This is a genomic window from Microcoleus sp. Pol7_B2 (assembly GCF_036701035.1).
GTDB lineage: Bacteria > Cyanobacteriota > Cyanobacteriia > Cyanobacteriales > Microcoleaceae > Microcoleus.
Genome location: NZ_JAUBQB010000089.1, coordinates 1 through 26,163, shown reverse-complemented (window position 1 = coordinate 26,163; position 26,163 = coordinate 1). Strand labels below are relative to the sequence as shown.

General features: G+C 45.9%; 22 protein-coding genes. 17 read left to right on the top strand and 5 right to left on the bottom strand.

Annotated elements, in window-relative coordinates:
- Window positions 1-491 precede the first annotated feature (491 nt).
- The 6 genes from QUA57_RS24615 (at window position 492) to psbM (ending at window position 5,973) form a co-directional block, all read left to right on the top strand.
- Window positions 492-743 (top strand): hypothetical protein, encoded by a 252-nt coding sequence (locus QUA57_RS24615; protein WP_333064221.1) that lies wholly within the window; start codon window positions 492-494, stop codon window positions 741-743.
- 142 nt (window positions 744-885) lie between these two features.
- Window positions 886-1,653 (top strand): methyltransferase domain-containing protein, encoded by a 768-nt coding sequence (locus QUA57_RS24610; protein ID WP_333064220.1) that lies wholly within the window; start codon window positions 886-888, stop codon window positions 1,651-1,653.
- Between the two features lie 73 nt (window positions 1,654-1,726).
- On the top strand, window positions 1,727-3,112 hold the full coding sequence (locus tag QUA57_RS24605) for a TIGR03279 family radical SAM protein (protein WP_333064219.1): 1,386 nt from the start codon (window positions 1,727-1,729) through the stop codon (window positions 3,110-3,112).
- A 141-nt stretch (window positions 3,113-3,253) separates the two neighbouring features.
- On the top strand, window positions 3,254-5,149 hold the full coding sequence (locus QUA57_RS24600) for a TolC family protein (protein WP_333064216.1): 1,896 nt from the start codon (window positions 3,254-3,256) through the stop codon (window positions 5,147-5,149).
- A gap of 118 nt (window positions 5,150-5,267) precedes the next feature.
- Window positions 5,268-5,564, top strand: coding sequence for a 2Fe-2S iron-sulfur cluster-binding protein (locus QUA57_RS24595; protein WP_333038569.1), 297 nt, complete (start codon window positions 5,268-5,270; stop codon window positions 5,562-5,564).
- A gap of 295 nt (window positions 5,565-5,859) precedes the next feature.
- On the top strand, window positions 5,860-5,973 hold the full coding sequence (gene psbM, locus QUA57_RS24590; RefSeq protein ID WP_015177760.1) for a photosystem II reaction center protein PsbM: 114 nt from the start codon (window positions 5,860-5,862) through the stop codon (window positions 5,971-5,973).
- Window positions 5,974-6,093: 120 nt separating this feature from the next.
- Here psbM and QUA57_RS24585 read toward each other — a convergent pair whose 3' ends face one another.
- Window positions 6,094-6,945 carry a universal stress protein gene (locus QUA57_RS24585; protein ID WP_333064215.1) on the bottom strand — a complete coding sequence of 284 codons (852 nt, stop codon included), beginning with the start codon at window positions 6,943-6,945 and terminating at the stop codon, window positions 6,094-6,096.
- Window positions 6,946-7,086: 141 nt separating this feature from the next.
- Between QUA57_RS24585 and QUA57_RS24580 the strand changes: the two genes are divergently transcribed.
- The 4 genes from QUA57_RS24580 to QUA57_RS24565 all read left to right on the top strand — a co-directional run bounded on the left by QUA57_RS24580 (window position 7,087) and on the right by QUA57_RS24565 (window position 13,309).
- A complete protein-coding gene (locus QUA57_RS24580) occupies window positions 7,087-7,587 on the top strand; it encodes a thioesterase family protein (RefSeq protein WP_333038573.1) in 501 nt (166 codons plus the stop codon).
- Between the two features lie 142 nt (window positions 7,588-7,729).
- Window positions 7,730-8,791, top strand: coding sequence for a DMT family transporter (locus QUA57_RS24575; protein WP_333064214.1), 1,062 nt, complete (start codon window positions 7,730-7,732; stop codon window positions 8,789-8,791).
- A gap of 23 nt (window positions 8,792-8,814) precedes the next feature.
- Entirely contained in the window at window positions 8,815-9,990 is a 1,176-nt protein-coding gene (locus QUA57_RS24570; RefSeq protein ID WP_333064213.1) for an ATP-grasp domain-containing protein, read from the top strand.
- A 325-nt stretch (window positions 9,991-10,315) separates the two neighbouring features.
- The gene (locus QUA57_RS24565; protein ID WP_333064212.1) at window positions 10,316-13,309 is read left to right on the top strand and encodes a right-handed parallel beta-helix repeat-containing protein; all 2,994 of its coding nucleotides are present in this window, start codon (window positions 10,316-10,318) and stop codon (window positions 13,307-13,309) included.
- Window positions 13,310-13,395: 86 nt separating this feature from the next.
- On the opposite strand, the gene QUA57_RS24560 is transcribed toward QUA57_RS24565, so the two are convergent.
- From QUA57_RS24560 to QUA57_RS24550, 3 genes are all read right to left on the bottom strand, one after another.
- Window positions 13,396-14,352: a DUF6282 family protein gene (locus QUA57_RS24560; RefSeq protein ID WP_333064210.1), complete on the bottom strand. Its 957-nt coding sequence runs from the start codon at window positions 14,350-14,352 to the stop codon at window positions 13,396-13,398.
- A gap of 68 nt (window positions 14,353-14,420) precedes the next feature.
- Window positions 14,421-15,326 (bottom strand): alpha/beta hydrolase, encoded by a 906-nt coding sequence (locus QUA57_RS24555; protein ID WP_333064208.1) that lies wholly within the window; start codon window positions 15,324-15,326, stop codon window positions 14,421-14,423.
- Between the two features lie 14 nt (window positions 15,327-15,340).
- Complete coding sequence (locus tag QUA57_RS24550) at window positions 15,341-15,787, bottom strand: SufE family protein (RefSeq protein WP_333064207.1); 447 nt, start codon at window positions 15,785-15,787, stop codon at window positions 15,341-15,343.
- 196 nt (window positions 15,788-15,983) lie between these two features.
- On the opposite strand from QUA57_RS24550, the gene QUA57_RS24545 reads away from it, so the two are divergent.
- The 3 genes from QUA57_RS24545 (at window position 15,984) to QUA57_RS24535 (ending at window position 19,205) form a co-directional block, all read left to right on the top strand.
- Window positions 15,984-16,982: an iron ABC transporter permease gene (locus tag QUA57_RS24545; RefSeq protein WP_333064205.1), complete on the top strand. Its 999-nt coding sequence runs from the start codon at window positions 15,984-15,986 to the stop codon at window positions 16,980-16,982.
- 109 nt (window positions 16,983-17,091) lie between these two features.
- Entirely contained in the window at window positions 17,092-17,877 is a 786-nt protein-coding gene (locus QUA57_RS24540) for an ABC transporter ATP-binding protein (RefSeq protein ID WP_333064203.1), read from the top strand.
- A gap of 422 nt (window positions 17,878-18,299) precedes the next feature.
- Window positions 18,300-19,205: an ABC transporter substrate-binding protein gene (locus tag QUA57_RS24535; RefSeq protein ID WP_333064202.1), complete on the top strand. Its 906-nt coding sequence runs from the start codon at window positions 18,300-18,302 to the stop codon at window positions 19,203-19,205.
- Between the two features lie 152 nt (window positions 19,206-19,357).
- On the opposite strand, the gene QUA57_RS24530 is transcribed toward QUA57_RS24535, so the two are convergent.
- The gene (locus QUA57_RS24530; RefSeq protein ID WP_333064201.1) at window positions 19,358-19,723 is read right to left on the bottom strand and encodes a hypothetical protein; all 366 of its coding nucleotides are present in this window, start codon (window positions 19,721-19,723) and stop codon (window positions 19,358-19,360) included.
- A gap of 325 nt (window positions 19,724-20,048) precedes the next feature.
- On the opposite strand from QUA57_RS24530, the gene QUA57_RS24525 reads away from it, so the two are divergent.
- From QUA57_RS24525 to QUA57_RS24510, 4 genes are all read left to right on the top strand, one after another.
- A complete protein-coding gene (locus QUA57_RS24525; RefSeq protein ID WP_333064199.1) occupies window positions 20,049-20,780 on the top strand; it encodes a response regulator in 732 nt (243 codons plus the stop codon).
- A gap of 6 nt (window positions 20,781-20,786) precedes the next feature.
- A complete protein-coding gene (locus QUA57_RS24520) occupies window positions 20,787-21,386 on the top strand; it encodes an adenylate/guanylate cyclase domain-containing protein (protein ID WP_333064198.1) in 600 nt (199 codons plus the stop codon).
- A gap of 186 nt (window positions 21,387-21,572) precedes the next feature.
- Window positions 21,573-22,508, top strand: coding sequence for a fused MFS/spermidine synthase (locus tag QUA57_RS24515; RefSeq protein ID WP_333064195.1), 936 nt, complete (start codon window positions 21,573-21,575; stop codon window positions 22,506-22,508).
- Between the two features lie 236 nt (window positions 22,509-22,744).
- The gene (locus tag QUA57_RS24510; RefSeq protein ID WP_333251391.1) at window positions 22,745-26,020 is read left to right on the top strand and encodes a HEAT repeat domain-containing protein; all 3,276 of its coding nucleotides are present in this window, start codon (window positions 22,745-22,747) and stop codon (window positions 26,018-26,020) included.
- Window positions 26,021-26,163 lie beyond the last annotated feature (143 nt).

Below are 26,163 nucleotides of genomic sequence, written 5' to 3'. Positions count from 1 at the left end.
TGGCACATCTCTTGATGAAGTTATTCGTGCTTATTGTGCAGAAAGAGTGTCTCATACTTATTTGAAATGACTATAACTATTTGCTATACACTCCATGAAACTGATAATAGCACAAATCAGGAGCTGGAACACAAAAAATTGAAGTCGGAAAAAATGTATCTTGAAATGATCAATATGTGGAATTTCTTGCTGTCGAACCTAAAAAGTTATGTTGAAAAAAGTAATCTTTGAATGTTATATTGAGCGAGCGCTCGTAGATTAGGATTTCTTGAAACTTAGATATTGTACCTGTGGCAGAAACCGGGTTTCTAGCAAAAACAGGAGCAACAAAACCTAGATTTTTCGCTCCTAGTCCCGGTTTATCAATGCTTGTTGAGAAGACTGAAATATTCCTGTTGAAACAAACTATGTCAATACCGAAAAAAGGAACAATAAAAATAATAGTTAACGGGGAGCCTTTCATCTGGCTAATCCGAAGACAAACTAGTAATATGCAAGCAGACTGCGGTTGCGGAAAGCTTCATGTAGCTGTCGATCGCGCTGAAAATTCAGGATCGGTGTTAGTTATTATCACCGATCGACCTCATCCTCAAGGTTTGACTCCAACTAACGAAGTGAAACCAGTAACACCCTCTTATACAGCACAATGGATACGCCAAGCGGTGCAAATTGGATGGCAGCCTCAGCTACCTGGAATAACTTTTGAGGTGCGGATGGCAGGACTGTTTATGGAAAAAATATAATGCTGTATATTTAGCAACCCGACAAGTCAATTCTGTTAAAAACAATTCACTCGCCTAGACTGGCAGAAGCGATCGCCCGATCGCCAAATTCAGCCTAGACAAGCTAAACTGTAAACATTCTCCGCTAGCGACATCCTAAACTATGACCGCACATCAGGAATCCATCATCGACCAGTTCACTCGTCAGGCAATTCCCTTCTCTAAATTGTACGCTCACACAAATCAAGAGTCTCTGTACCTGCTGAGAGAGATGGCGGGTGTATCTGACAAAGACACAGTTCTAGATGTTGCTTGCGGTTCAGGTATTGTTAGTTGTGCTTTTGCGGAAGTTGCCAGTCACGTTACGGGCATTGATATCACACCAGCGATGCTCGAACAAGCCCAGATTCTGGCGCAACAGAAAAACTTGATTAATCTCTCCTGGCAACAAGGAGATATTGAAACACTACCATTTCCCGATGCTACTTTTTCTCTTGTTCTGAGTCGTTACGCTTTCCATCATTTTTTGCAGCCAGATGTTGTTCTATCAGAGATGGTTCGCGTATGTCGTCCAGGTGGTCGAATCATGATTGCTGATGTTGCTTTGCCAGCCGATAAAGTGAATGCTTATGACCGGATTGAGAAGTTGCGCGATCCCTCTCATACTCGCGCCTTGACTCTGGAAGAGTTTCCAAAATTAGTCGCAGATGCCAATCTTCAAAATGTTAAATTGGCTTTTTACAAGGTAGAACTTGGGCTAGAACAACAGTTAGCTGCTTCTTTTCCCAACCCCGGCGATGACCAGAAAATCAGAAAAATTTTTCGAGAGGATATTGGTGTTGATAGTCTCGGAATTGGCGCGCATTTTCGAGGCGAGGAAATTCATTATGCGGTTCCAATCGCTGTCATCGTTGGCGATAAAATAGCCTAAGTTTTATCAACTCAAAACAAGTGTAACAGAGTCCCAATAATAACAAATAACTAATTGGCAATCACTAATAAATATGAGCGAGTTATCAATCCGACCAGCCTTAATCACCAAAGTTATACCCGACAGCATCGGCGCCGAAATCGGATTTGAAACAGGAGACTCAATCGTCGCCATCAACGGTCAAAAACCACGCGACTTGATCGACTATGAATTCCTGTGCGCGGATGAATTTCTCAAACTAGAAGTTTTAGATGCCAAAGGCAAAACTCACAAGGTAGAAATAGAAAAAGAGTATGACGAAGACTTGGGAGTGGAATTTGAAACAGCTCTTTTTGATGGACTAATTCAGTGCAACAATCGCTGCCCTTTTTGCTTCATTGACCAGCAGCCTCCGGGAAAGCGCGAAACTTTGTATCTCAAAGATGATGACTACCGCCTCAGCTTTCTTTACGGCAGCTATCTCACTCTCACAAATTTGACTCAAAAAGAGTGGGACAGAATCGAACAAATGCGGCTTTCTCCTCTCTATGTTTCGGTACACGCTACTGAACCGGAAGTGCGAATTAGGCTGTTGAAAAATCTCCGCGCCGGGAAGATTCTAGAACAAATCAAATGGTTTCAAGAACGCCGCTTGCAAATTCACGCTCAAGTAGTTGTTTGTCCCGGTATTAATGATGGCGAACATTTAGAACGCACTTTGTTAGATTTGGCAAAATTCCATACCGGAAATATGCCGGCTGTAGCATCGGTGGCTGTCGTGCCGGTGGGTTTAACTCGCTTTCGCCCTCCAGAAGATGAACTAATCGCAGTAACTGCGGAAAAAGCGCGAGAAGTAATCGAACAAGTGCAGAAAATTCAAGTGCTTTTGAGTCAAGGAAAAGGCAGCGGAAAAGCTAAAAAGCAGAATTCAAAATCGCGGTGCATTTGGCTGGCTGACGAGTGGTTTTTAATAGCTGGTTTAGATTTGCCGTCGGCTGCCGATTACGAAGATTATCCGCAAATCGGTAACGGTGTGGGTTCGATTCGCCAGTTTATCCAGCAGTTTGAAACGGCTTTTGAGAAGCTGCAACCGATGCAAGTTGAGCCTGCGCGCAAGTTAGTTTGGGTGGTGGGGAATGCTGTAGAAAAAGCTTTTGAGCCGATCGTACAACAGCTAAACCAAATTCCCGGCTTGTCCGTCAACATGGCAGCACTGTGCAGCCACTACTGGGGACAAACTATCACTGTTACGGGTTTGCTCACCGGGCAAGATTTGCTCGAAGCTTTGCAGGGGCGAGACTTGGGAGATGGTATCCTGCTGCCGTCGGTGATGCTAAAACAGGGGGAACCGCGTTTTCTAGACGACATGACCCTCGAACAGCTCGCCAGCTCGCTGAAAACCCGGATTTTGCCGGTGAGCGGAGTAGAGGAACTAATCTCGGCGGCGATCGGTCTGGCAAATGCTGAAGTTAAATTCTAAATTTTGAATCGAACATTCAAAAGTTAAGATGAGTAGGGTAATTGTGACTTGTAACCGTCGAGTTCAGGCTACAGACTAGAAACTTGAGACCTCAATCTTGCTCTAAAATTGTCTCTAGGATTGCAGAGTAATTAAAAAATTATGCGTGTTTTTCGTCAAATCATCGTAGTCGGAGTGGGCGCTGCAATTACTTTCAGCAACGCCGCACAGAGTGCTTCAGCACAGCCTCCGGCTCAATCTCAGGACAGTTTGGCCCCTAGCAATCAGCTCGAATTAGGGCAGAATGTTCGATCGACCTCGAACACAGCGGCAGAATCAGCATCAGAGGCCGAAAAGTCGATCGCCCTTAACCCTCAAACCTCCAAGTCTCAGCAGTCAGGGGGAGCCAAGATCGCATCAACTACCCCAACCGGGCCCGAGCAAGCATCAAAGCCTCAACAGGCTGCTCCGGCTTCCCCATCAACTCTGTCTCAGGGCGGTTCGACACCTCTAAGAGGGTTGGAACCGAAAGACGCTCAGCAGCCTTCCCCGAACCCTCCCAACAATATTCCTGTGCCCAGTGCCCCGGTACCCATTCTCCGGGGTACTCCGAACGAAAGTTTCCCCCCTCTCCCTCCGAGGGGCCTTTTAAACACCAATCCTCCGGCTTCCCTGGAACCCAACCCGAATCCGCTGCAGTTTCCGACAAACCCGGAGGATGTCAGGATCGAGCAAACTGAGTCAATTACCTTGCAGCAGGCGATCGACCTCGCCCGCCGCAACAGCCAAGTTTTGCAAATCGCCGGACAGCAAGTGGAACAAAGCAGAGCAGCTTTGCGCGAACAGCAAGCTGCTCTTTATCCAGACCTGAATTTTCAAATGGACGCCAGCCGTTCAATGACTGCTGGCGGAGAACTCGGAGTCCGGCGATTGCAGCGCCAGTTAAACTCTCGGGCTAACGGAACCGGGCAGCCCGCCCCCCAAGCCGGCACAAATTTCGGCAGCAACAGTCTCAACAGCACTTTGCAGTTGAGCTACGACATCGATTTGTTCGGAAGACGGCGCGCTAACATCCGCGCGGCAGAGGAACAGGTGCGCCTTCGGGAACTGGATGTGGAACGCCAAGCCGAGGAACTGCGCTTCGACACTGCTGAGGCTTACTACACCTTGCAAAACGCGGACGGACAAGTTGCCATCCGCCAAGCTTCGGTCAGAAATGCCCAGCAAAGTTTGCGGGATGCCGAAGCCTTGGAACGGGCAGGGGTGGGAACCCGGTTTGCTGTGTTGCAGGCTCAGGCAAATTTGGCTAACGAAGTGCAACAACTGTCAGTAGCCCGCCGCGATCAGCGAGTTGCCCAGCGGCGTCTGGCTGAGATTTTGAATATCAGCCAGTCAACGAACTTGACAGCGGCCGATCCGGTAGAGCAAGCCGGCTCTTGGAGGCTGTCTTTGGAAGAGAGTATCGTGCAGGCTTTTAGGAATCGCCCCGAGTTGGAACAGCAGTTGGTGCAGAGGGATATCAGCAAGCAGCAGAGGCGATCGATTCAGGCGGGGCGTTTGCCTCAACTGAGTGTTGGGGGTAGTTACAACGTGCTGGGGCAAGACCCTGACGACCCGGACCCGTTTGCTGCTCGCGGCTGGGCCGATGGTTATTCGATCCGGGCGAGTCTGACTTGGAGTATCTTCGATGGGGGCGCGGCGAACGCCAGGGTGAGACAGCGGGATGCTGATATTACGATCGCCGAAAGTCGATTTGACCAACTCCGCAATCAGGTGCGCCGGGAAGTGGAACAAGCTTATTTTGGCTTGGAATCGAGTTTTGAGAATATCGAAACTTCTGAGGCGGGGGTTTTGCAGTCGAGGGAAGCTTTGCGTTTGGCGAGACTGCGGTTTCAAGCTGGTGTGGGTACTCAGACGGATGTGATTCAGGCGGAAACTGATTTGACTAGGGCTGAGAGAAACCGATTGTCGGCAATTGTCACCTACAACCTGGGGCTTTCGTCTCTCCAGCGGGCTGTGAGCAATCTTCCGACTAATAACCTCTCGGATGCTCCTTGAGATTGAGTTGGGGCGAGCTTTAATTACCAGATCAATTGGACATCCTGTATTAAACGTCCGACACATTAGTTAATATTTTGTAATAGAGTTCCATGTCAACTGCGTTAAGGGATCGGCAATGGCCAATATCAAGTTTGTGAAGGAAAATCAGGAAGTCATCGCAGCAGACGGAGCCAATTTGAGACTCAAAGCTCTAGAAAACCGCATCGATTTGTACACATTTTCGGGAAAGATGATGAACTGCGGGGGCTACGGTCAATGCGGCACCTGCATTGTGGAAATTGTCGAGGGCAGTGAAAATCTGTCGCCCCGCACTGACTTTGAGAACCGCAAGCTCAAGAAAAAGCCCGAAAACTATCGGTTGGCTTGTCAAGCTATGGTCAATGGCCAGGTGAGCGTGAAGACTAAACCGTGAGTTTCAGAAGGCAGAAGGCTAGAGATGCTAGAGATGCAGAAGGAAAGAAAAATGCAGAATGCAATAATTTTGTTTTTTTTCCTATTTCACTGTATAATCACGCATTTTGCCGATCTAGGAAAAGAAACTTGGTTTCTAGGACAAATAAGAGATTGGGCAGCAAGGCATCCAGCCAGAAAGAGGGTTTCGAGGCTTGTCGGTAAGCTCTTCTTCTGTCTTCGAGTTTGCCTTTTGCCTTTGAGTGATATCCTAGTTGTGTGTGTTTTTCTATTTTCCGATAGAGGCGAGCGTCTTCATGGAAGTTAACGATTTAGGGTTTGTGGCAACCATTCTGTTTGTATTGGTTCCCAGTGTTTTTCTAATCATTCTGTACATTCAAACAGCTAGCCGTCAAGGTAGAAAAGATTAGCAACTGCTGCTATTTCTGTCTGGCTTTGCTGCTTGCAAAAAAAAGCGCCAACAGCTTTTTGCTGAGGCGCTTTTTTTATTAACTGTTGAGTTTTAGCTGCTAACTCTTAACGATGAGATTCTAGCCGACTGTGCGGGCTAGCAAGACGGGACAGTTGGCATAAACTCGCACGTAGTCTGATAGCGAATTTCCCAGGAGTCGATCGATATCCACAAAGTTTTTGGCAACGCTGGGGCGCCGATCCGGGGAACCGATTACCAACAAGTCGGCATTCAAGTCGTCTGCAATCCGACAAATTTCTTCCCCTGGCTTGCCTGTAGCACTCACGCAGCGGTAGCTAACTCCCATTTGTTTGGTTAGCGCTACTGCCGGAGCTAATACGGGGTCTTTTTCAGCACTTGCTGTTAAATCTTCGCTGGCTTTTCCCGTCAAATCTTTGGTGACGTGTACTAAAATTATCTCTCCGCCACTGACTTCTTTGACCAAAGATAGCGCAAGCTGCAATGACTGTTTGGCAGCTTCTGATTTGTCTACCGCTACCATGACGCGCTTGATTTTTTTGACGTAAATGTCGTCTTTGACTAACAGCATCGGTCGAGATGTTAGCTGGAAAACGTACTGGCTTACTGAGTTTTCCAAAATCGATTGCAGCCGTCCGAGTCCCCGGGAACCCATAATTACTAAGTCGGATTGTTCTTCTTCTGCGACTTGGCAAACTGTGGTTTTCGGGTCTCCCTGTTTGAGCCGAGGATTGACTCTGCTGGGATCTATTTTCAAAGACTGGACTGCTTGTGCTAAAATCTTTCCTCCTTCTTCCAATTTCTCAGCCATGCCATCGGAGGTTACTTGGGGCGGCACGACGTGCAAGACGGTGACAGAGGTTTGTTGCAAGGAAGGGATGTCCATCAACATATTAAACATCTCTTCGCACAAGCCGCGACCGGCTACGGCTACTAAAATTTTTTCTATCATGGTTTTGGCGGTAAAAACAGTTGAGTTTTCTTGTGCGACGTTAAACTAGGGCGTTGGTACTCTAGTTTCTTACTGTCAAGCATAAGCCTGAAGTTTGTCTTATGATTTGTAGAAATGTAGCGTTTTGGAACGATTTGTAAAGTGTTAGAGAACGATCGAACTCAACCAGAACTCGCACCGGCTGGTGCTATTCAAAATCGGCGCGGGATGGACTCTGAGGGCTGGTTTGAATATTTGGTGCGAGTGTATCCTCACCATACTGACTACAGCGGTGTGGTTTGGCACGGTACTTATATTACTTGGATGGAGGAAGCTAGGGTGGAAAGTTTGCGCTCTCTCGGCATCGAGTATGCAGACTGGGTGGCGCAGGGTTTGGAATTGCCCGTGGTGGAACTTTCGCTGCGCTACCACCGGGCTGTACAAATGGGTCAATCTGTGGCAGTCAGAACGCGGATCGCTGCTACCGAGGGTGTGCGGCTGCTTTGGGATTACGAAATTCGATCGGCTGATACTCAGGAGTTATATGTGACAGCACAGGTAACTTTGGTTGGTGTCGATCGCGACAAGAACAAGATTATCCGGCAATTGCCACCGGCACTAAAGGAGGCTTTGACAAGGCTTTCTGTTAAACCTTCAACCTAAGCTGCTGTTAACTATAAAAAATAGTTTTTGCAGCCCTAGTAAGTAGAGTGCGTGACTTTTGAGTTATTCCCTTCGCCACCAAAATATTCTTTGGTCACGCACCCTACACAACTGCCTTTTGCCTTCATTGGAACTCTTAAGAATGTCAAAAAAACTGGAATTGCCAGAGCCAAATATTGAACTTCAGCACAATATTTTGGAAAAAACCGAGCTAAACTCTGCCTTAACAACTGAAGACCAAACTATTGTTTTGGGAAAGCCGGACAGTTTAAAAAACGGTGAATTAGCTGAAAGTCAAGGCAAAATTTGGGCGATCGTTTCGCTGTCAGCGGCGCTGCTAGCGGTGTCGCTGGCGGCGATTTTTATTAGGTTGAGCGAACGGGAAATCAGCCCGAATGCTACTGTTTTTAACCGTTTGTGGATAGCAACTGTAGTATTTGGACTATGGAATGGTGCGGGTGTTGCGCGTCGCCGAATGTCTGGGGCTGAAGTTGAAGAGCGATCGAACTACACTCTGCAGGATGTGATGCTGTTAACAGCGGTAGGCGTGGTTTCTTCTGCTTCTGTGGGTTTCTGGGCCTGGTCACTGAGTCAGACGAATGTCGCTAATTCAACTGTACTGCGAAACTTAACTCCTTTATTTACTACTTTGGGGGGATGGCTGCTGTTGGGGCGACGCTTTGACAACAGGTTTTTGGTGGGACTGGCGGTGGCTTTATCCGGCGCAATTGCGATCGGAATCGACGATTTGCAAACTGCGGGAGAGAATCTTGCCGGCGACTTTGCTGCTCTTTTATCGGCGATGTTTTATGCAGGAAATCTGCTCATTTCAGAACATTTGCGAACCAAGTTTCCGGCAAAAACTATATTGATATGGCGATGTTTCATTGGCAGTATATTGGTTTTGCCACTGGTTCTGCTTGCGGGCGATCGAGTTTTCCCTTATTCTTGGCAGGGATGGCTGACTGTAATTGCTTTGGCGGTGATTTGCCAAGCTTTCGGTCAGGGACTGCTTATCCACAGTCTGGGTCGTTTGTCCTCGGAATTTGTAGCTTTTTTCCTGCTGCTAGAACCCGTAATTACGGCTATTATGGCTTGGGTGCTGTTTTCAGAAAGTTTGAGCTTGTTTAATTGGTTTTCTTTTTCTGTGGTTTTGGCGGGAATATATTTGGGGAAATCTAGCGGTTCGGTGGCTACAAAATGAAATACAAAGGAAAAAATACTTAAATGATTCCCACATCCATGGGCATGAAGAGCTGGCATTATGACTTTTGTTTGCTTCCTCAATATTTGGAGGTACTGTTTGCTAAATTGCGGATTGCGGTGGTGTTCGGCGGCGACTGCGCTCGCCCCGGATCAGTGATTTACAAAACTCACAATCCCCGCGCTTGGAAGAGTTACGAAGTCGTCGCCCGCGAGATTGCTAAAGCATTAGCAGAAATTGGCTTTCAGCAAGTTTTTGTCATACCTGACGACATGAAGTTGCCGGAACAACTGAAACAACAAAACATTCATTTAGTCTGGCTGAATACTGGCGGAGTCCAGGGATACAATCCTGTTTGTCACACTCCCGCCTTGTTGGAAATGTTGGGAATGCCTTATGTCGGTCACAATCCTTTAAATAGTTCAACTTTAGATAACAAACACGCTTTTAAGCGGGAACTGCAATCAGTCGGAATTAAAACTGCTCCGTTTATGACTTGGCATCCTTCTCAAGGAATGTTGCATCCTAATTTGCATCAGCGTTTTGCCATTGCTTTTGGTGACTATCAAGGGCCGTTTGTTGTCAAACCAGTATCCGGTCGCGCTTCACTGCACGTTCATTTTGTAGACAATATTGAGGGTTTGTCTCAGGCGGTTTCGGAAGTTCACCGAGACACTCACAATACTGCTTTAATTGAAAAGTATTTGCCGGGACGAGAATTTTGTGTAGCGGTCTGCGGCTATGTTACTTATGCTAAAGGCAGATTTTATAAAAATACCAAACCCTTTGCTTTTTCGACTGTAGAGCGGGTGCTGGAGCCGGAAGAACGCATCTTTACTTCTATGGATCAAAAGGCGATTACGGCCGACCGAGGACGGTTGATGGGCGGTGACGAACCTGAACTAAAACAAGAGTTAATTGAGTTAGCTCGAAAAATTTATTGGGAGTTTAGTTTGAACAGTTTGGTGCGGATCGATGTCCGAAGTGATTCTGATGGCTCGCTTTATGTTTTGGAAGCAAATCCCAAACCGGATCTGAAACATCCACGGGAAAATGTGACGAGTTTGGTAGCTTTAGGTTTGGCGGAATACGGGATGAGCTATAACGATTTAATTTTTAGTTTACTGGCGGATAGGTTGGATTATTTGTTGACTCAGCATATCGGAATTATTCCTCATATTGTGGATTTGCTTCATTAATTGGACTTGCAGGGTGCGCTGGGCGCACCTTACCTGTAAACAAAAGGAATTTGTAAAGAAATATAAATTGTTTAGCCAAGTGAACACAGGCTGGCAAGTTGTGATAGCTTTGAGTAATATCAATTCCGGTGGCACTCCTCATGATTGTTGACTGTTGACTGTTGACTGTTGAGTCGGAGTCGCAAAACTGAAGGGTTGAGTGTTAACTGTTGGCTCAATTTTATTATTCCGATGGAACTGGAAACGATATAAGATAGCGATTTGTGGATGCCCGTTTTTGGGTCAGCATCAAAATAACTCAATTTATTTTAATTAGATAAAACAAATGGAAGCATTACTTTTATTAATAGGATTTGGAGGCGGGGCATTAGTGTGCTGGCTAATTTTGAATAAGCGAAATTCACGCAATTTGGTGCGGATGCAGGGTTCGCAGGAAGCTATATCGAATTTGGCTGCTCAGTTGGATGCCAGAACTTCGGAATTGCGGCAAAAGGTGCAGAATGAAAATCAGCTAAATTCTGAATTGTCTCAGTTGCAAAGTCGGTTGGGAACTGTGACTCGCGAGCAAGAATTGTTAAAAAATCAAGTGTCGGAAATGGAAGAATTTTTGGCAGGAATTGCCCGCGATCGATCGCAAATTGATGCTCTGATTGCTGATTTGCAGTTTCAGCTAGAAAATGCTCAACAATCTGAGTCCCAGTTAGCAGAAGTGGCAGAACTGAAAGAGCAGTTAGAAGTTGCGGAGCAGGAGCGATCGCAACTTAACGCTCAATTGCTGGAAATGCAAGCAGAGTTAGAGACGGTGGATGCAGAACGTTCTCAATTTCACGCTCTGCTATCTGAATTTGAGAGTCAGTTGGAAACGGCTAGCCAAAGCAGATTGCAGGTACAGTACCAATTGTCGGAAATTCAAATTAAGTTCGATCGCTCCATTGAAGAGCGGCAGCAACTTCAGTCTCAACTGTCGGGTTTGCAAGCTCAACTGGAATTAGTGGAAGCAGAGCGATCGCAATTTACTTCGGAATTGTCAGAGCTACAAGCTCAACTGGAGAGTGCAGAGCAAGAACGCGAAATACTAAACTCTCAATTGCAAACTGCTCGCGAACAAGCACAGCAACCTCCATTTGAAGTATTAGAACTGCAAAGACAGTTAGAAGCTGCTAATCTGGATAAAATGCAGTTAAACTCTCAAGTTCATGAACTACAACTTCAATCGGAAATGGTGGTTTTAGAGCGAGAAAGACTGCTGTCTGAGTTGTCAGAATTGGAGTCTCAGATACATCGCAAGGAGGGAGATAACTCGCAACTCCAGTCTCAGTTATCAGAACTGCAAGCTCAATTAGAAACTGCTAACACAGAACGATCGCACCTTTATTCTCAACTGTCGGAATTGCAAGGTCAAATCGAGACAGCAAACCAGAGTGAAACTCAACTTCAATCTCAAGTATCCGACTTAGAATCTCAGCTAGATAGTGTGCGTCAAACTAGCTCTCACTTAGAAGTTCAGCTAGAAAGTGCTAACACAGAACGATCGCAACTTTATGCTCAACTCTCGGAACTTCAAAGTCAAGCCGAGACAGCCCACCAGAATCAAAATCAACTTCAATCTCAAATTTTGGAGTTAGAACCCCAATTAGAAAGTGTGCGTCAGAATCGCTCTGAATTGGAATCTCAACTCACTTCTCAAATTTCGGAATTCCAAAGTCAAACCGAGACAGCAAACCAGAATCAAACTCAACTTCAATCTCAAGTATCGGACTTAGAACAACAGTTAGAAAGTGTGCGTCAGAGTCGCTTTGAATTGGAATCTCAGCTCACTTCTCAAATCTCGCAGTTCCAAAGTCAAATCGAGACGGCTAATCAGAATCAAACTCAACTTCAATCTCAAGTATCGGACTTAGAAAATCAGCTAAATAGCCTGCGTCAAACTCGCTCTGAATTAGAAGTTCAGCTAGAAACAGCTAACACGGAACGCTCCCAACTTTATTCTCAACTCTCGGAAATTCAAAATCAAGCCGAGACAGCCAATCAGAATCAAACTCAACTTCAATCTCAAGTATCGGACTTAGAACATCAGTTAGAGAGCGTGCGTCAAACTCGCTCTGAATTGGAATTTCAGCACACTTCTCAAATCTCGGAATTCCAAAGTCAAATCGACACAGCAAATCAGAATCAAGCTCAACTTCAATCTCAAGTATCTGATTTAGAAGCTCAGCTAGAGAGTGTGCGTCAAGCTCGCTCTGAATTGGAATCTCAGCTCACTTCTCAACTCTCGGAATTGCAAAGTCAAATCGAAACAGCTAATCAAAATCAAACTCAACTTCAATCTCAAGTATCCGACTTAGAAAGTCAGTTAGAAAGTGTGCGTCAAAGTCGCGATGAATTGGCATCTCAGCTAGAAACTGCTAACAGAGAACGATCGCACCTTTATTCTCAACTGTCGGAATTCCAAAGTCAAATCGAGACAGCCAACCAGAATCAAGCTCAACTTCAATCTCAAGTATCCGAGTTAGAACACCAACTAGAGACAGTTTATGAAGAACGCTTGCAGCTAACACCGCAACTTTCCGAAGCGGGCGATCTACAATCTGAGCATTTTGACTCGGAATCAGAGCAAATTGAAGCATCTACTTCAGATACCAAAGTTGGGAAGAGTCAAGGATTTGTTGTTTCTCAGCAGGGTCAAGGCGATTATACTACTATTAGCGAAGCGCTGAAAAATGCAGCAGCCGGCACGCGCATTGACGTGCATCCAGGCGTTTATCGTGAAAGTTTAATTCTCGACCAATCGGTAGAAATTATCGGCAGCGGAGAGGTCGATAGCATTGTGGTTGAAAGTATCAACTCAAACTGCATAAAAATGGCAACTGATACTGCTTTAGTGCGGGGTTTAACGCTGAGGGCCACTGGGAAATATTACGCTGTAGATATTCGCAAAGGCGAGTTAATCATAGAAGACAGCGATATCACTTCTGCAGACTATTCTGTGGTGGGAATTTGCGGCCCTGATACAAATTCTATCCTCCGCCGCAGTCAAATTCATAATGGGGTATGGAACGGAATTTTTATATCGGATAATGGGAAAGCAACGGTGGAAGATTGCAGTATTTTTGACAACGGCAGTTTGGGAATAGGTGTCGGATTGGGAGGAAAATTGCTCGTGCGCCGGTGTCGGATTAATGGTAATGAAGGTGAGGCGATCGCGGTTTACAGAGATAGCATTGCTACCGTGGAAGATTGCGATTTAACGGGCAATGCTGGGGGTGCTTGGCGCATTGCAGATAACGGATACTTGAAGGGCAAAGGCAATCAAGAATAGAAGAAAGAAGAAGGAAGAGGGAAGAAGGAAGAGAATTCCCAATTAGCGGTTCCCAATCCCCGATTGCCAATACCCAATTACCAATTCTAAATGCCTAACAATCGAGCTGGATTGTGTTTCGTCATTAAATCAATTTCGTGCGGAGAAATGCCTTCATTTATCAATTTTTCCACAAATAATTTGTAACCTTCCGCCGGCAAAGGATCTGGTTCTCTTCCCAAATCCGTACTCATAACAAAATGCTCTGCTCCGATTAGTTTAATCGCTGCTGCCATCTTAGTAATAGAAACTTGATGCCAGTTTTTGTGTGCCTCATCAGCGGCATTTTCTCCCATCAAATCGTTCACAAATGCGAGTTCTAAGAAAGCTCCGGCTGCGGCGGCTGTTTGCATATTTTCTAGAGACAAGCCGGGTACATCCGCCATTGCGTGGGTAATCAGGATATTTTTAATGTTGAGCAGGTTGGCTTCACCGACAACCACCATCACTTCTTCTGAGGAAATATGACCGGTTTCCAAGATCAAATTCTCTTTGGCTACCATCTTCAACACCGCTGCTGTTTCCGGTAAAACCTTGCCATTTTCCGCAACTTTAATCCCAATTCCCGACTTGTGAAAAACCTGCAAGTGATGCTCAGCATCAACCGTTGGCAACCACACTATTTTACCGTATTTGCCACCGATGCGGTGCATTGCATCTACAGCCTCGGGATTAATTCCCCCTACCGACTTATTGAGAACAACTCCCCCGAAAACTTTGATTTCTGGTACTATTTTATTCACCAAAACTGCCCGCGCTGCTGTACTCGCAAAGTGATTTTTCAATACAACAGCTTTCATCTTCGCACTAGCAGCTAATTTCGCTACCTCAAAATCATCCAACCTGCGAGGAATCACATCAGGAGAAGAATGAATGTGAAAGTCGATCGCACCTTCGATCGTACTCTTTGGCAAATTGACCATCGGCGAATCTCCGACAGCATAAACTGGCAGACAAAACCAATAGCAAACCATCCAAACTAACGTAAAAAAAACAGCTTGCATTCATCCCCTCTTCCCTTTTCCCCTCTGTGCTCTCTGCGCCCTCTGCGGTTCATTCTCTCTTAATTCTCTCAAATAAAAGATTTAACCGCATTTGCTAACGCTTCTGCATTCTCTTCGTGCATACCCAAAGAACCAGGAATAACTCGCGATTCAACACCCGGTAATTCTGTTAATGCTTCCATTTCAGCCTTTGATTTTGGCGGCGCATTTTCAGCAATTACAACCATCACCGGCACGGCTAATTGTTGAAATTTATCTGTAAATTCCGATCGCACTTTAGCGGGATCTAAACCACCAGTCACAAAGGCAGCGGGACCGTAGCGAGCACCGGGTTTTTGCGTAATTTTCCACTTATTTTGGATGAAATCGGGCGTGACTTTAGCTGCATCAACATAGACGTGGCGGCGGTACATCAAACTGAGGAATGACGGTGCAGTGTTGAGTTTGTATAGGAATTGTCCCAGTAAGGGCGATCGTACTAATTCTCTTACGATTCCGTGCCATCCGCTTTGCTGTTTGCTCATCGTCGGTAAAGGCCCGCGCCAAGTCGGTGCAGCTAACACAATCTTTGACAAAACATTCGGCTGTGATTGCGCTAACTGCATCGCATAACCCGCAGCGTGACCAGCAGCAACTACAGCAACCGGAATATTAAAAATTGCCTCAACAAAATCCTTGAGAAATTGATGGTAGAATTGCGGTTGGTAGTCGGTTCGCCGCCGATCCGATTCGCCAAAACCCGGCCAATCTAAGCTCACAACTTGAAACTTAGGAGCTAATAATTCTGCTAAAGGACGCATTTCTTCTCGCGTCGAAACCGTACTGAAAGCCGGCAGCAGCAATACAGGATTTCCCTCTCCTCTGGTTTCGTAAATAACTTTGATTGGCGTTTTTTCCCAATTCCAGATATATTCTTGAACTGCGGCGGGATAGTTGCCAGAACCTGATTTTGTTAAATTTGTAGTTTGAGTCATGGCTGTTTATTCTTTTAATTTGCTTCGGCTTGCTTGGTCAATTCACAAGCAAGTGCCTTATTTTTCATCATTTGAAAGATGTTGTAAAATCCGTTAGCGCGGGAAGGTGTCAGACTCACGTTCAATCCCGTGTCTTGAATAAAATCTGGGGTAATGGTGACAATTTCAGCAGGCGTTAATCCGCTCAAACCTTCCACCAGCAAGCCAACTAATCCTTTGACTAACTGAGCGTCTGAATCGCCTTGATACAAAACTTTTCCGTCTGCCAAATTTGCAGTAACATAAACTTGCGACGCGCATCCAGAAACTTTGTTTTCCGGCAGTTTGTCGCTTTCGGGAAATGCTGGGAGTCTTTTGGCATACCACAGCAGTTGTTCGTAGCGCTGTTTTGGATCGGAATGTCGCTGAAAGCGCTGAACGATTTTAGCTAGGGCTGGGGGTAGCGCGGTGTTTGCGGACATGATTCACTGGTAGCGGTTTACTTCGTTAATATTATACATTTAATTTTGGCGGCGGGTGCGATCGCCTGCTCATCTGCTCCCACTAAAGCCGTCTTCAGGTGAATCGGTTATTGTTATTGTAGTTAACGAGTTCGAGCATTCAAAACAGAGGAAATATGGTATTTAGTGCTGTTAATCAAGATTGTGGTGTAATGTAGTGAATCTGCAAAAAATCTGGCTAGAATATCGAGTTTTTCAGGCCGTTGCCTTCTTAGGATTGGGTTTGCTATTAACCATCGCCCTTTCGCTTTCTTTTGGTGCGGTGCCGATGAGTGCCGATCAATTGTGGCAAGCATTTCTGCACCGAGGTGATGCTGTCAATCAAACTATTTTCTGGGAATTGCGTTTGCCCAGAGTGGCGGCAGCGCTGACGGTTGGTGCGGCTTTAGGAATGTCGGGGGCGTTGCTACAAGGTTTGCTCCGCAACGGTTTAGCCGATCCTTTTGTATTAGGAATTTCGGCGGGTGCGGGGTTGGTTGCGATTACCCTGCTGACTTTGGGAATATTTCAAACTTGGGTGCCTTTGGCGGCTTGGATAGGTGCTATTTTAACTTCAATGCTGGTCTACTTTTTGGGAAAAACTAAAACGGGGATTTCTGTGGAACGTTTGGTTTTAGCTGGTGTGGCTGTGAGTTCTCTGTTTGGGGCAATACAAACTACACTGTTGCTGTTAGCTGAAGACAGCCGTTTGCAAGCTGCTTTGAATTGGTTTATCGGTAGTTTGAACGGTCGCGGTTGGTCGGATTTGCAGGTGGCTACGCCTTATATTTTGGGTGCTTTGCTGTTAGGATGTTTTTTAGGGCGATCGATAAATTTGCTGGCTTTGGGCGACGATTTAGCTGTTGGTTTGGGGGTTTCGCTGGTGCGATCGCGCTTGTTGATTGGGGGTGTTGCTACTTTGCTAGCTGCGAGTGCTGTCAGCATCGGCGGATTGATTGGTTTTGTGGGATTGGTTGTGCCTCACGGGGTGCGTTTGTTGGTTGGTAATGATTATCGGTTTGTGTTGCCGCTGAGTGCGATCGGCGGTGCTTGGGTGTTGACTTTTGCTGATTTTTTGGCTCGTTTGGGTGCCGTAGAATTGCCTGTGGGTACGGTGACGGCTTTGTTGGGTTCTCCCCTGTTTGTCTGGCTGCTTTATCGGCGTTCTAGTCAGTAGGAAGGAAGAAGGAAGAGGGAAGAAGGAAGAAGGAAGAGGGAAGAAGGAAGACGCAAAATTAATTACCGATTACCCATTACCAATAATCAATAACCAATAACAAAATATAATGTCTTTAGAAATTCAAAATTTAACTGGTGGTTACGGCGAAGTTGCGATCGCCCACAACATCACTTTATCTTTGCAACCAGGTGAGTGGTTGAGTCTCATCGGTGCCAACGGTTCTGGTAAGTCTACTTTTTTGAAGTTAGTTAGCCGCATCCTAACTCCGCAGCAAGGAAGTGTGTTGCTTGATGGCAAAGCAATTCATACTCAACCTGCGGCTGTTGTCGCTCAAAAATTAGCGATTTTGCCGCAGCAGCAAACAGTACCGGAAGGTTTGACGGTAAGGCAATTAGTTAGTTTGGGGCGTTCTCCTCATCAGGGTTGGTGGCAGTGGGAATTGAGCAAGGAAGATGCAGAAAAGGTGGAAGTTGCTATCAGTCAAACTGGGATTGAGGAATTTCGCGATCGCCCCGTCGAACAACTCTCAGGAGGCGAACGCCAGCGCGCTTTCCTCGCCTTAGCTTTGGCTCAAAATCCGCAAGTTTTGCTGTTAGATGAACCTACGACTTATTTAGACATTTGCTATCAATTGCAATTGTTAGAACTGCTTAATCAACTCAATGAAAAACACAAATTGACGATTATTACGGTGCTGCATGAAATTAATTTAGCTGCTAGGTACTGTTCGCGGATTGCTATGTTAAATAAAGGAGAGCTTTTTTGTGTAGGAACTCCCGCACAAGTTTTAACTCCTGATAATTTAGCTAAAACTTTTGGCGTAGAAGCTATCATTTTAGAAACTTCTGTAGGCTTGCAGATTTGTGCGGTCGCTCCTACTCTTCACACTTAATAAATTTATGCTAACTATAAACTTCCACTCCCACAAAGTGTTCTATTTATTCATAATTATTTCTATTAACTTATTGGCACAATCCGCTGTTCTATCTGAGTGCCACAGGCTTTAAACTATTGCCTAGTAGTGGTTCCAAAGGCTCCAATAAAAGTTAAGATATACTTAAAAAATCCGAATTCAGGCAATAAATGCGGTTTTTTATACAAAATATCCCGTAAACTATTGATATTTAAATCATTAAGCGCTAAAGTGCGAGCGAACTTCCCGTCTGATCGTTTCCGGTTGCATCGGTATTGTTCAAATATCCAAACAGTCAACCGTCAACAGTCAACCGTCAACAATCATTTTTGAGTGCGATCGCACTTCCCGTCAATTCTGTCTCAACCTGGTCTAAACTAGCTGTAACTCCCGCCTAAACTATGTACAAAACTTTTTTTTATCGTACCGCTATCCTGTTGCTGAGTTTAGCATTTACCGCTTGCTCCGCCGCCACTTCACCCCAAATTCAGCAATCAACTCCTGCTGGTTCACCAGCAAATCAACCACAAACAACTAACAGCGAATCAGCACAAAAAGTTGTAGCTTTAACACCTTTAACCGCCGATATTATCCATCAACTCGACCCAAGCAAACTTGTAGGAATTCCCGGCAGCGCATTAGTCAGCAGCAACCCCAAATTTACAGGGATTACCGCAGTCACTGCTGAACGCACCCCTCCTAATTTGGAAAAAATCATCGCATTGAAACCGGATTTGGTCGTAGGTGCGTCGGGATTTCACGACCAAACAATGCAAAAATTGCAGCAGCTTGGAATTAAAACTTTACTAACTCAAGTTGATAGCTGGAAATCGCTAGAAGAGTTAACAACCACTTTAGCTAAATCCCTCAATACGAATCCCGAACCTCTGTTAAAACGCTACCAAACATTTTTAGCAGACATCCCAAATCAAAACCCCGCCACTTTAGTTTTGGTAAGCAGACAACCGATTTTATCGCCCAATCAAAGCAGTTGGGCTGGAGATTTGCTGGGTAAGTTTAACGTGAAAAATGTCGCAGCCCAATTGCAAGGAGATAGCCCCGTGCGAGGCTACGTGACGCTTTCAGCGGAAAAGGTTTTAGAGGCTAATCCTGAAGTTATAATTGTAGTCGATCGGGGAGAAGGAATTTTAGACCAATTTAAATCTGATTCATTTTGGAATCAACTAACAGCCACCAAAAATAATCAAGTTTACGTTTTTGACTATTATGGATTGGTCAACCCAGGTAGTATCGAAAAAATTGAGCAAGCAACTACTCAACTTAAACAAGTTCTCGCTAAAAAGTAGAGACCCGATTTTGAGAGATAAAAAAACTCTAGAAATCCTGCAACAAATTGACTACAATTTCTCTAAATGTGAGAAAGCTAAAAGCACTCAAAAGCGCGCAGCGATCGGAAACCTGGTTTTTAACCCTGACTTCCTATGCTGTCGGATAACCCTCAAGAAGCTAGATCCAGAGGTGGCAAACCGCGCAACTGCCGCAGCGAGTTGATACACGCCTGGCAGTCGCAGCCAAACAGCGCCGCCGCCGCATCACTTTCTTCTTCCGTAAAATCCAGCATTGCCACTTGTTCGTCACCCGGCCGCTGCCAACTGATTTTTACTTTAGAATTAGCAGCAGCAGCTTTGGCGGGGAGGCGCACGCAAGTCAGACGCTGAGTGTGGGGCGATCGCACGCATTGAGGCGAATCAGCCGATTGGCTTGGTGTTTCGCCAATTGGAGCGGGATTTGCGATCGCGCTCAAAGACATCACAGATCCAAACAGCGTCGGACTTACCAATAAAGTGAGGAGCAATCGATTCATTTGTCGTCCTTAAGAACTTCAACGTATACAGTAGCCGATTATCTGTTGCAATTCAACAAGGTTTTCGTCCGATATCAGTACGATTTGCCGTTATTAAGGCTTAAAAGCCGAATATTTACCGCCTAAACCTTCAACAATTATCAGGGTATTAGCAACCAGCATTTTTTGATAAGTATCACCTTCGCTCGCCAGTTTAAGATTTGTTGCAATTTGAGTAAGTTTAGCTCGCCAGTGATAATAAATTCATCCCAGGCGGGTAAACTGATGTCAGCAAGGGTGACTCGAAGCAGCGAACAAGTTTACCTCAAAAACCAGGTGGGGAGTGATGAGTACAGTTTTAGTGGTGGAAGATTCCCGCAGCCAGCGGGAGTGCATTTCACATCAGTTGAGATGCAGCGGATTGAATGTAATTCAGGCATCAGACGGTGTGGAAGCGCTGGCTAAAGTTGAGAAAAATTGCCCCGATTTAGTATTATTAGATGTCATAATGCCTCGTCTGGACGGCTACGGGGTTTGTCGTTTAATTAAAGCTAATCCCGAAACTCGGAACATACCGGTGGTATTTTTAACAGGCAAGGGACAGCAGTTAGCTTTATTTTCCCGGTTCCAGGGCGATCGCGCCGAGGCTTATGTTAGCAAACCTTGGCAGCCGAGGGAACTTTTGGCAACGATCAAAAAAGTTTTGCTCAATGCCAATATTAAGTTCGATCGAGCTTCAGCCGACGCTTGGACAGAATACGGAATTTTAAACTTAAGTACAGTCGAACTGTATCAAAGCCATGCCGATGCTTGGACAAAATACAGTTCCCAAATTATTAAATTGTACGAGTCCAGCTTAGCAGCTTTCGAGCAAGCTTTGGCAATTGAACCGAGTCACTCGAATGCAAACAAGTATCGCAACCGAGTCCAGACAATCCGGGCAATTTTGATGAAAAAATTAGAGCAAACTAAACCCTGCAAAGTGTGCGATTATTATTACGGCAGGGATGGTATCACTTGTGCAGTGCATCCTGCTGGCCGCCCTCAAGAACTGTGTCGCGATTGGGAATTTAATTAAACTCAAATGAAAACAAATAACCGTGCTTACTTGGAAACGTTGCTGCAAGAAAGAAACGAATATCCTGAAAGGATGGCTGAAATTGATGAAAAAATTAATTCAACTTTCCGCAAAAACTACGCAATTTTAGTAATGGATATGTCGGGATTTTCGCGCACGACAGTCCGCCACGGAATTATTCATTTTTTGGCAATGATTCACCGGATGCACGGAATTGTCAAACCGATAATTTCAGAATACGGTGGCACTGTAGTTAAGGAGGAAGCAGACAATATTTTTGCAGTTTTTACTGATGTAAAATCAGCGGTGGAAGCTGCGATCGACTCTTTGAAACAAACGGGGGCTGTCAACACGACACTGCCGCCGGATATGGATATTTACCTCTGCATTGGTATTGGCTGTGGCGATGTTTTGATGCTGGAAGGAGAAGATATGTACGGATCAGAATTTAATCTGGCATCTAAGCTGGGAGAGGATTTGGCGGAACGGGGAGAGATTTTGCTTACCTCAGCAGCCTTTGAAAAGTTGGAAGGTGACAAGCAAGATTGGGAAAAAGTGGAACTTTCGGTTTCAGGTTTGGAATTGGTGGCGTACAAGCGGCTGTAATCGGGTGAATTTCTGTTGTCTTCTCGTTCTTTGCGCTGCTGGAAAATGAGAACATGACTTGCCCCAGCCTTGACTAGAAACCCGGTTTCTTCGCAGATATCGGGCGACTCAGCCATTTTGCTAGAAACCAGGTTGATGAGGGTATATTCTTAGAGAATATCGACTTTAAATAAAATTTAAAATCAGATGATTGATGAACACAAAACTTGGCAATCTATCAATTTATCCGCTATTGGACAGCGACTGGCTTGGCTGCAGCAACAGCCAGATAAACTTATTTTTTGCAAAGAGTCTGGTGTTCACTATGTTGCAGTCACAAAAGATCGATCGCACATTAAGCTATCTTTAGTAGAAAAAGTAAATCGGCAAACAGATTTACTGCAATCTATTTTCGATCTCAACAATCCTTTACATTTAGTGTCTGAATATACTCAGGCGATGATGTTGGGTTTAGTGTGGCAAAGCCAACCTCAAAGAATCTACATAGCTGGATTTGGCGGCGGCAGAGTTCCCTTAGTTTTGCACCACTATTTGCCGGACACTATTATAGAATGTGCGGAGGTCGATCCGATCGCGATCGAAGCAGCTAAAAAGTGTTTTGGGGTGAAATTTGACGATCGGCTGACGGTAACAATTCAAGACGGCCGAGAGTATTTAGAGCAGCAAAAATCAGATACTCAGTACGATATCATCATGATCGACGTAGCTTTTGGCAACGGCTACTTTCCGCACCGCCTATCTACCAAAGAATTTTATAAAATCTGCGAAAAACACTTGTCAAGCGAGGGAGTTGTACTAGCAAATCTGCTGCACAGAGATGAGTTTTATGCCGAAAAAATCACAACTTTTCAAAGTGTGTTTTCTCAGGTGTGCCTGTGTGTTTGCCAGGAAAGTAATAGCATTATGATTGGTAGCAACAGCCCGATTTTGGAGAAAGATGAGATTGTTGCTAAGGCAAAATATTTGCAAGATAGCCATCAATTTTCCTTTCCATTAACAGACAGGGCGCTTGAGGTAAAAGTAGGTAGAGAATTGGCGGAGGCTGTACCTACTTTAGACAAAGCTCAAATTTTTCATGACGACTCGCCGCCCGCTGGTTATTTTGATTGCTGGTTATTCTGATATTGATAATAATATCTCGCTTTTATCGAAGTTTCGATCCCCCTCGTATCCCCCTTAATAAGGGTGACTTTGAATGAATGCTCTTGTCCCCCCCTTGTGTTTTGCGGGGTTAGGGGGGAGCGAGATGATGGTTACTCACACAGAATATTGATGCTACTTTTTCCCGGAATTTTCAGCGCCGATCGCGTATCTAGAAAAAATCTATAATAAATCCATATTCTAAAATCTATAATCAAATGGCGACACCAGTTGATTTTCCTAAATATCTGCAATTCCTGGTTGAGTCTTATAAAAAACAACAGCATCTCTACACGCTGACGGATTTACAGGTGGAGGTGCGGCTGGAAATTCCACCGGAGGATTCATCGCAACCTCCATCCGCAGAAAATAAACCAGAAACGAAAATCGAGCGGCTGGAAGTGCTGGCGGGAATCCGCAAGTACGTGCAGCAGGGAAATGTGCTGCTAGTGGGCAAGCCCGGTTCGGGAAAATCGACGGTTTTGCAGCGTTTTCGGTGGGAATTGGCACTAGAAGCGCTCAATGAGGGCGATCGACAGATTCCGGTGTTGGTGCAGTTGAGGAGCGATCGCTCGATCGTAGAAGCAATCTGTGCCGGATTTCGACAAGCAAAGCTCAGAGTTAGCCCCGAAGATGTGGATGATTTGCTGCTGGATGGCAAGTTGCTGCTGTTGCTGGATGGCGTGAATGAGATGCCATCGCAAAAACGGCTGCAGGAGTTGCAGCTATTCCGCGAGGAAAATTCCGATACGCGGATGATTTTCACGACGCGGGATTTGGCGCTGGGTGGGTTTTTGGGTATTGAGAAAAAGCTGGAGATGTGTGCGCTGACGCAACCGCAGATGCGGGATTTTGTACACAAGCATTTGCCACAACATGGGGATTTGCTGCTGGAACAATTGCGCGATCGCCTGCGAGAGGTGGCGGAAACGCCGTTGTTGTTGTGGATGCTGTGTGAAATATTTGAACCTACCCAGAAAATTCCCCAGAGTAAGGGCGAGTTGTTTCGGGAGTTCGATCACCGATATGACAAGTTTAAGGATGTTCCCTTGGTTTCGGAGGATTTTCGGCGGTTCAAGTCGGATCTTTTGCAGCAGTTGGCTTTTGCGATGTTGCAGGGCGACTCGCAGCAGCCTGCGGAGGGCTGGGTGGCGATTTCTCGCGATCGGGCTGAGGGGATTTTGGAGGGCTGGTTGCGCGATAAGAAGGAACAGGAACCCCTAAAGAAGGCGAAGGAATGGCTAGAAGATTTGCTGAAACATTATCTGTTGCAGGAGGCTGCAGAGCCGGAGGAAATTGAGTTTCATCACCAATTATTTCAGGAGTATTATGCGGGGCGGGCGTTGCTGAAACTGTTGGTTGAAAGGCATATTGATGCGATCGATGATGAACGGTTGCAGCATTTCTATTTGAATTATTTTAAATGGACGGAGCCTCTGGCGTTCATGCTGTCGTTGTTGGGGGATGAGGTGCAGGCGGTGCGGGTGGTGCGGCTGGCCTTGGATGTGGATTTGAGGTTGGGGGCGCGGCTCACGGGGGAGGTGCAGCGGGAGTTTCAGCAGCGCACGGTTGGGTTGGTGGATGGGTTGGATGTGCCGGGGTGGTTAAAGGTTGAGCTTTTGGCGGAAGCGCGATCGGATGAGGCGATTCCGAGATTACTTAAACTCCTTGAAGATTCAGACTCTGATGTACGTAGGATGGCGGCAAATGCCTTAGGCAATATCGGTGACGAGCAGGCGATTCCGAGATTACTTAAACTCCTTGAAGATTCACATCCTGATGTGCGCAGGATGGCCGCAGATGCCTTAGGCAATATCGGTGACGAGCAGGCGATTCCGAGATTACTTAAACTCCTTGAAGATTCACACCCTGATGTGCGTAGGAGCGCGGCAGATGCCTCAGGCAATATCGGTGACGAGCAGGCGATTCCGAGATTACTTAAACTCCTTGAAGATTCACACCCTGATGTGCGCAGGAGCGCGGCAGATGCCTTAGGCAATATCGGTGACGCTCAGGCGATTGGGGAATTACTTAAACTCCTTGAACATTCAGACTCTGATGTGCGTAGGAGGGCGGCAGATGCCTTAGGTAAAATCGGTGACGCTCAGGCGATTGGGGAATTACTTAAACTCGTTGAACATTCACACCCTTACGTGCGTAGGATGGCGGCAGATGCCTTAGGCAATATCGGTGACGAGCAGGCGATTGGGGGATTACTTAAACTCGTTGAAGATTCACACCATTATGTGTGTTGTAGCGCGGTATATGCCTTAGGCAAAAGCGGTGACGCTCAGGCGATTGGGGGATTGCTTAAACTCCTTGAACATTCAGACTCTTATGTGTGTAGGATGGCGGCAGATGCCTTAGGCAAAATCGGTGGCGCTCAGGCGATTGAGGGATTACTTAAACTCGTTGAAGATTCAGAGTCTGATGTACGTAGGAGGGCGGCAGATGCCTTAGGCAATATCGGTGACGCTCAGGCGATTGGGGGATTACTTAAACTCGTTGAAGATTCAGAGTCTTATGTGCGTTGGAGCGCGGCAGATGCCTTAGGCAATATCGGTGACGGTCGGGCAATTCCGGGATTACTTAAACTTGTTGAAGATTCAGACTCTTATGTGCGTAGGAGGGCGGCAGATGCCTCAGGCAAAATCGGTGGCGATCGGGCAATTCCGGGATTACTTAAACTCGTTGAAGATTCAGAGTCTGATGTGCGTAGGATGGCGGCAGATGCCTTAGGCAAAATCGGTGGCGATCGGGCAATTCCGGGATTACTTAAACTCGTTGAAGATTCAGAGTCTGATGTGCGTAGGATGGCGGCAGATGCCTTAGGCAAAATCGGTGGCGATCGGGCGATTGGGGTATTACTTAAACTCGTTGAAGATTCAGAGTCTGATGTGCGTGGTAGCGCGGCATATGCCTTAGAGAAAATCGGTGGCGATCGGGCGATTGGGGTATTACTTAAACTCGTTGAAGATTCAGAGTCTTATGTGCGTTGGCTCGCGGCAGATGCCTTAGGCAATATCGGTGACGATCGCGCGATTCCGGGATTACTTAAACTCGTTGAAGATTCAGAGTCTTATGTGCGTTGGAGCGCGGCAGATGCCTTAGGCAATATCGGTGACGATCGGGCGATTCAGGGATTACTTAAACTCGTGAAAGATTCAGACTCTGATGTGCGTTGGATCGCGGCATATGCCTTAGGCAATATTGCTAAGCAGGACGCAGAGAAAGTCGCCCCCCATCTCCCCCACCTCCTTACCTTAATCCCCTCCGAATCCGGCAAAGAATTTCACCGCCTCATCCTCGTCCTCCAAGCCGCCTGCAAATACTACAACTACCGGGTACGTGAGTTGTCCCCACCGGAAGCAACCAAGGCCAAAGATTCGGCTGGGCTAACTATTAATAGGAACGTTGGGAATCTCAACCCTGGAACCGTCAATGTTAAAGGCGACCAAGTTAGCACACAGGACAATATCGACCCAAAAAATTGATACAACAGCAGTAAGCGCTATCCAAACCGGAGGCTAACAGCACGATTCAAAATCCCGCATACTATCATATTATGTCCGGTCGATTAACCATGATTAAACTTTTGCCTCCGGCCACCAATAGAAATGAGTCAAACCACTGATTA

Coding starts and splice junctions, on each gene's coding strand:
- QUA57_RS24585 (WP_333064215.1), bottom strand. CDS start 6,945: ATGATAGAAAAAATTTTAGTAGCCGTAGCCGGTCGCGGCTTGTGCGAA.
- QUA57_RS24530 (WP_333064201.1), bottom strand. CDS start 19,723: ATGAATCGATTGCTCCTCACTTTATTGGTAAGTCCGACGCTGTTTGGA.
- QUA57_RS24555 (WP_333064208.1), bottom strand. CDS start 15,326: ATGACTCAAACTACAAATTTAACAAAATCAGGTTCTGGCAACTATCCC.
- QUA57_RS24600 (WP_333064216.1), top strand. CDS start 3,254: ATGCGTGTTTTTCGTCAAATCATCGTAGTCGGAGTGGGCGCTGCAATT.
- QUA57_RS24510 (WP_333251391.1), top strand. CDS start 22,745: ATGGCGACACCAGTTGATTTTCCTAAATATCTGCAATTCCTGGTTGAG.
- QUA57_RS24565 (WP_333064212.1), top strand. CDS start 10,316: ATGGAAGCATTACTTTTATTAATAGGATTTGGAGGCGGGGCATTAGTG.
- QUA57_RS24535 (WP_333064202.1), top strand. CDS start 18,300: ATGTACAAAACTTTTTTTTATCGTACCGCTATCCTGTTGCTGAGTTTA.
- QUA57_RS24605 (WP_333064219.1), top strand. CDS start 1,727: ATGAGCGAGTTATCAATCCGACCAGCCTTAATCACCAAAGTTATACCC.
- QUA57_RS24550 (WP_333064207.1), bottom strand. CDS start 15,787: ATGTCCGCAAACACCGCGCTACCCCCAGCCCTAGCTAAAATCGTTCAG.
- QUA57_RS24540 (WP_333064203.1), top strand. CDS start 17,092: ATGTCTTTAGAAATTCAAAATTTAACTGGTGGTTACGGCGAAGTTGCG.
- QUA57_RS24610 (WP_333064220.1), top strand. CDS start 886: ATGACCGCACATCAGGAATCCATCATCGACCAGTTCACTCGTCAGGCA.
- QUA57_RS24615 (WP_333064221.1), top strand. CDS start 492: ATGCAAGCAGACTGCGGTTGCGGAAAGCTTCATGTAGCTGTCGATCGC.
- QUA57_RS24595 (WP_333038569.1), top strand. CDS start 5,268: ATGGCCAATATCAAGTTTGTGAAGGAAAATCAGGAAGTCATCGCAGCA.
- QUA57_RS24575 (WP_333064214.1), top strand. CDS start 7,730: ATGTCAAAAAAACTGGAATTGCCAGAGCCAAATATTGAACTTCAGCAC.
- QUA57_RS24520 (WP_333064198.1), top strand. CDS start 20,787: ATGAAAACAAATAACCGTGCTTACTTGGAAACGTTGCTGCAAGAAAGA.
- QUA57_RS24515 (WP_333064195.1), top strand. CDS start 21,573: ATGATTGATGAACACAAAACTTGGCAATCTATCAATTTATCCGCTATT.
- psbM (WP_015177760.1), top strand. CDS start 5,860: ATGGAAGTTAACGATTTAGGGTTTGTGGCAACCATTCTGTTTGTATTG.
- QUA57_RS24525 (WP_333064199.1), top strand. CDS start 20,049: ATGAGTACAGTTTTAGTGGTGGAAGATTCCCGCAGCCAGCGGGAGTGC.
- QUA57_RS24570 (WP_333064213.1), top strand. CDS start 8,815: ATGATTCCCACATCCATGGGCATGAAGAGCTGGCATTATGACTTTTGT.
- QUA57_RS24560 (WP_333064210.1), bottom strand. CDS start 14,352: ATGCAAGCTGTTTTTTTTACGTTAGTTTGGATGGTTTGCTATTGGTTT.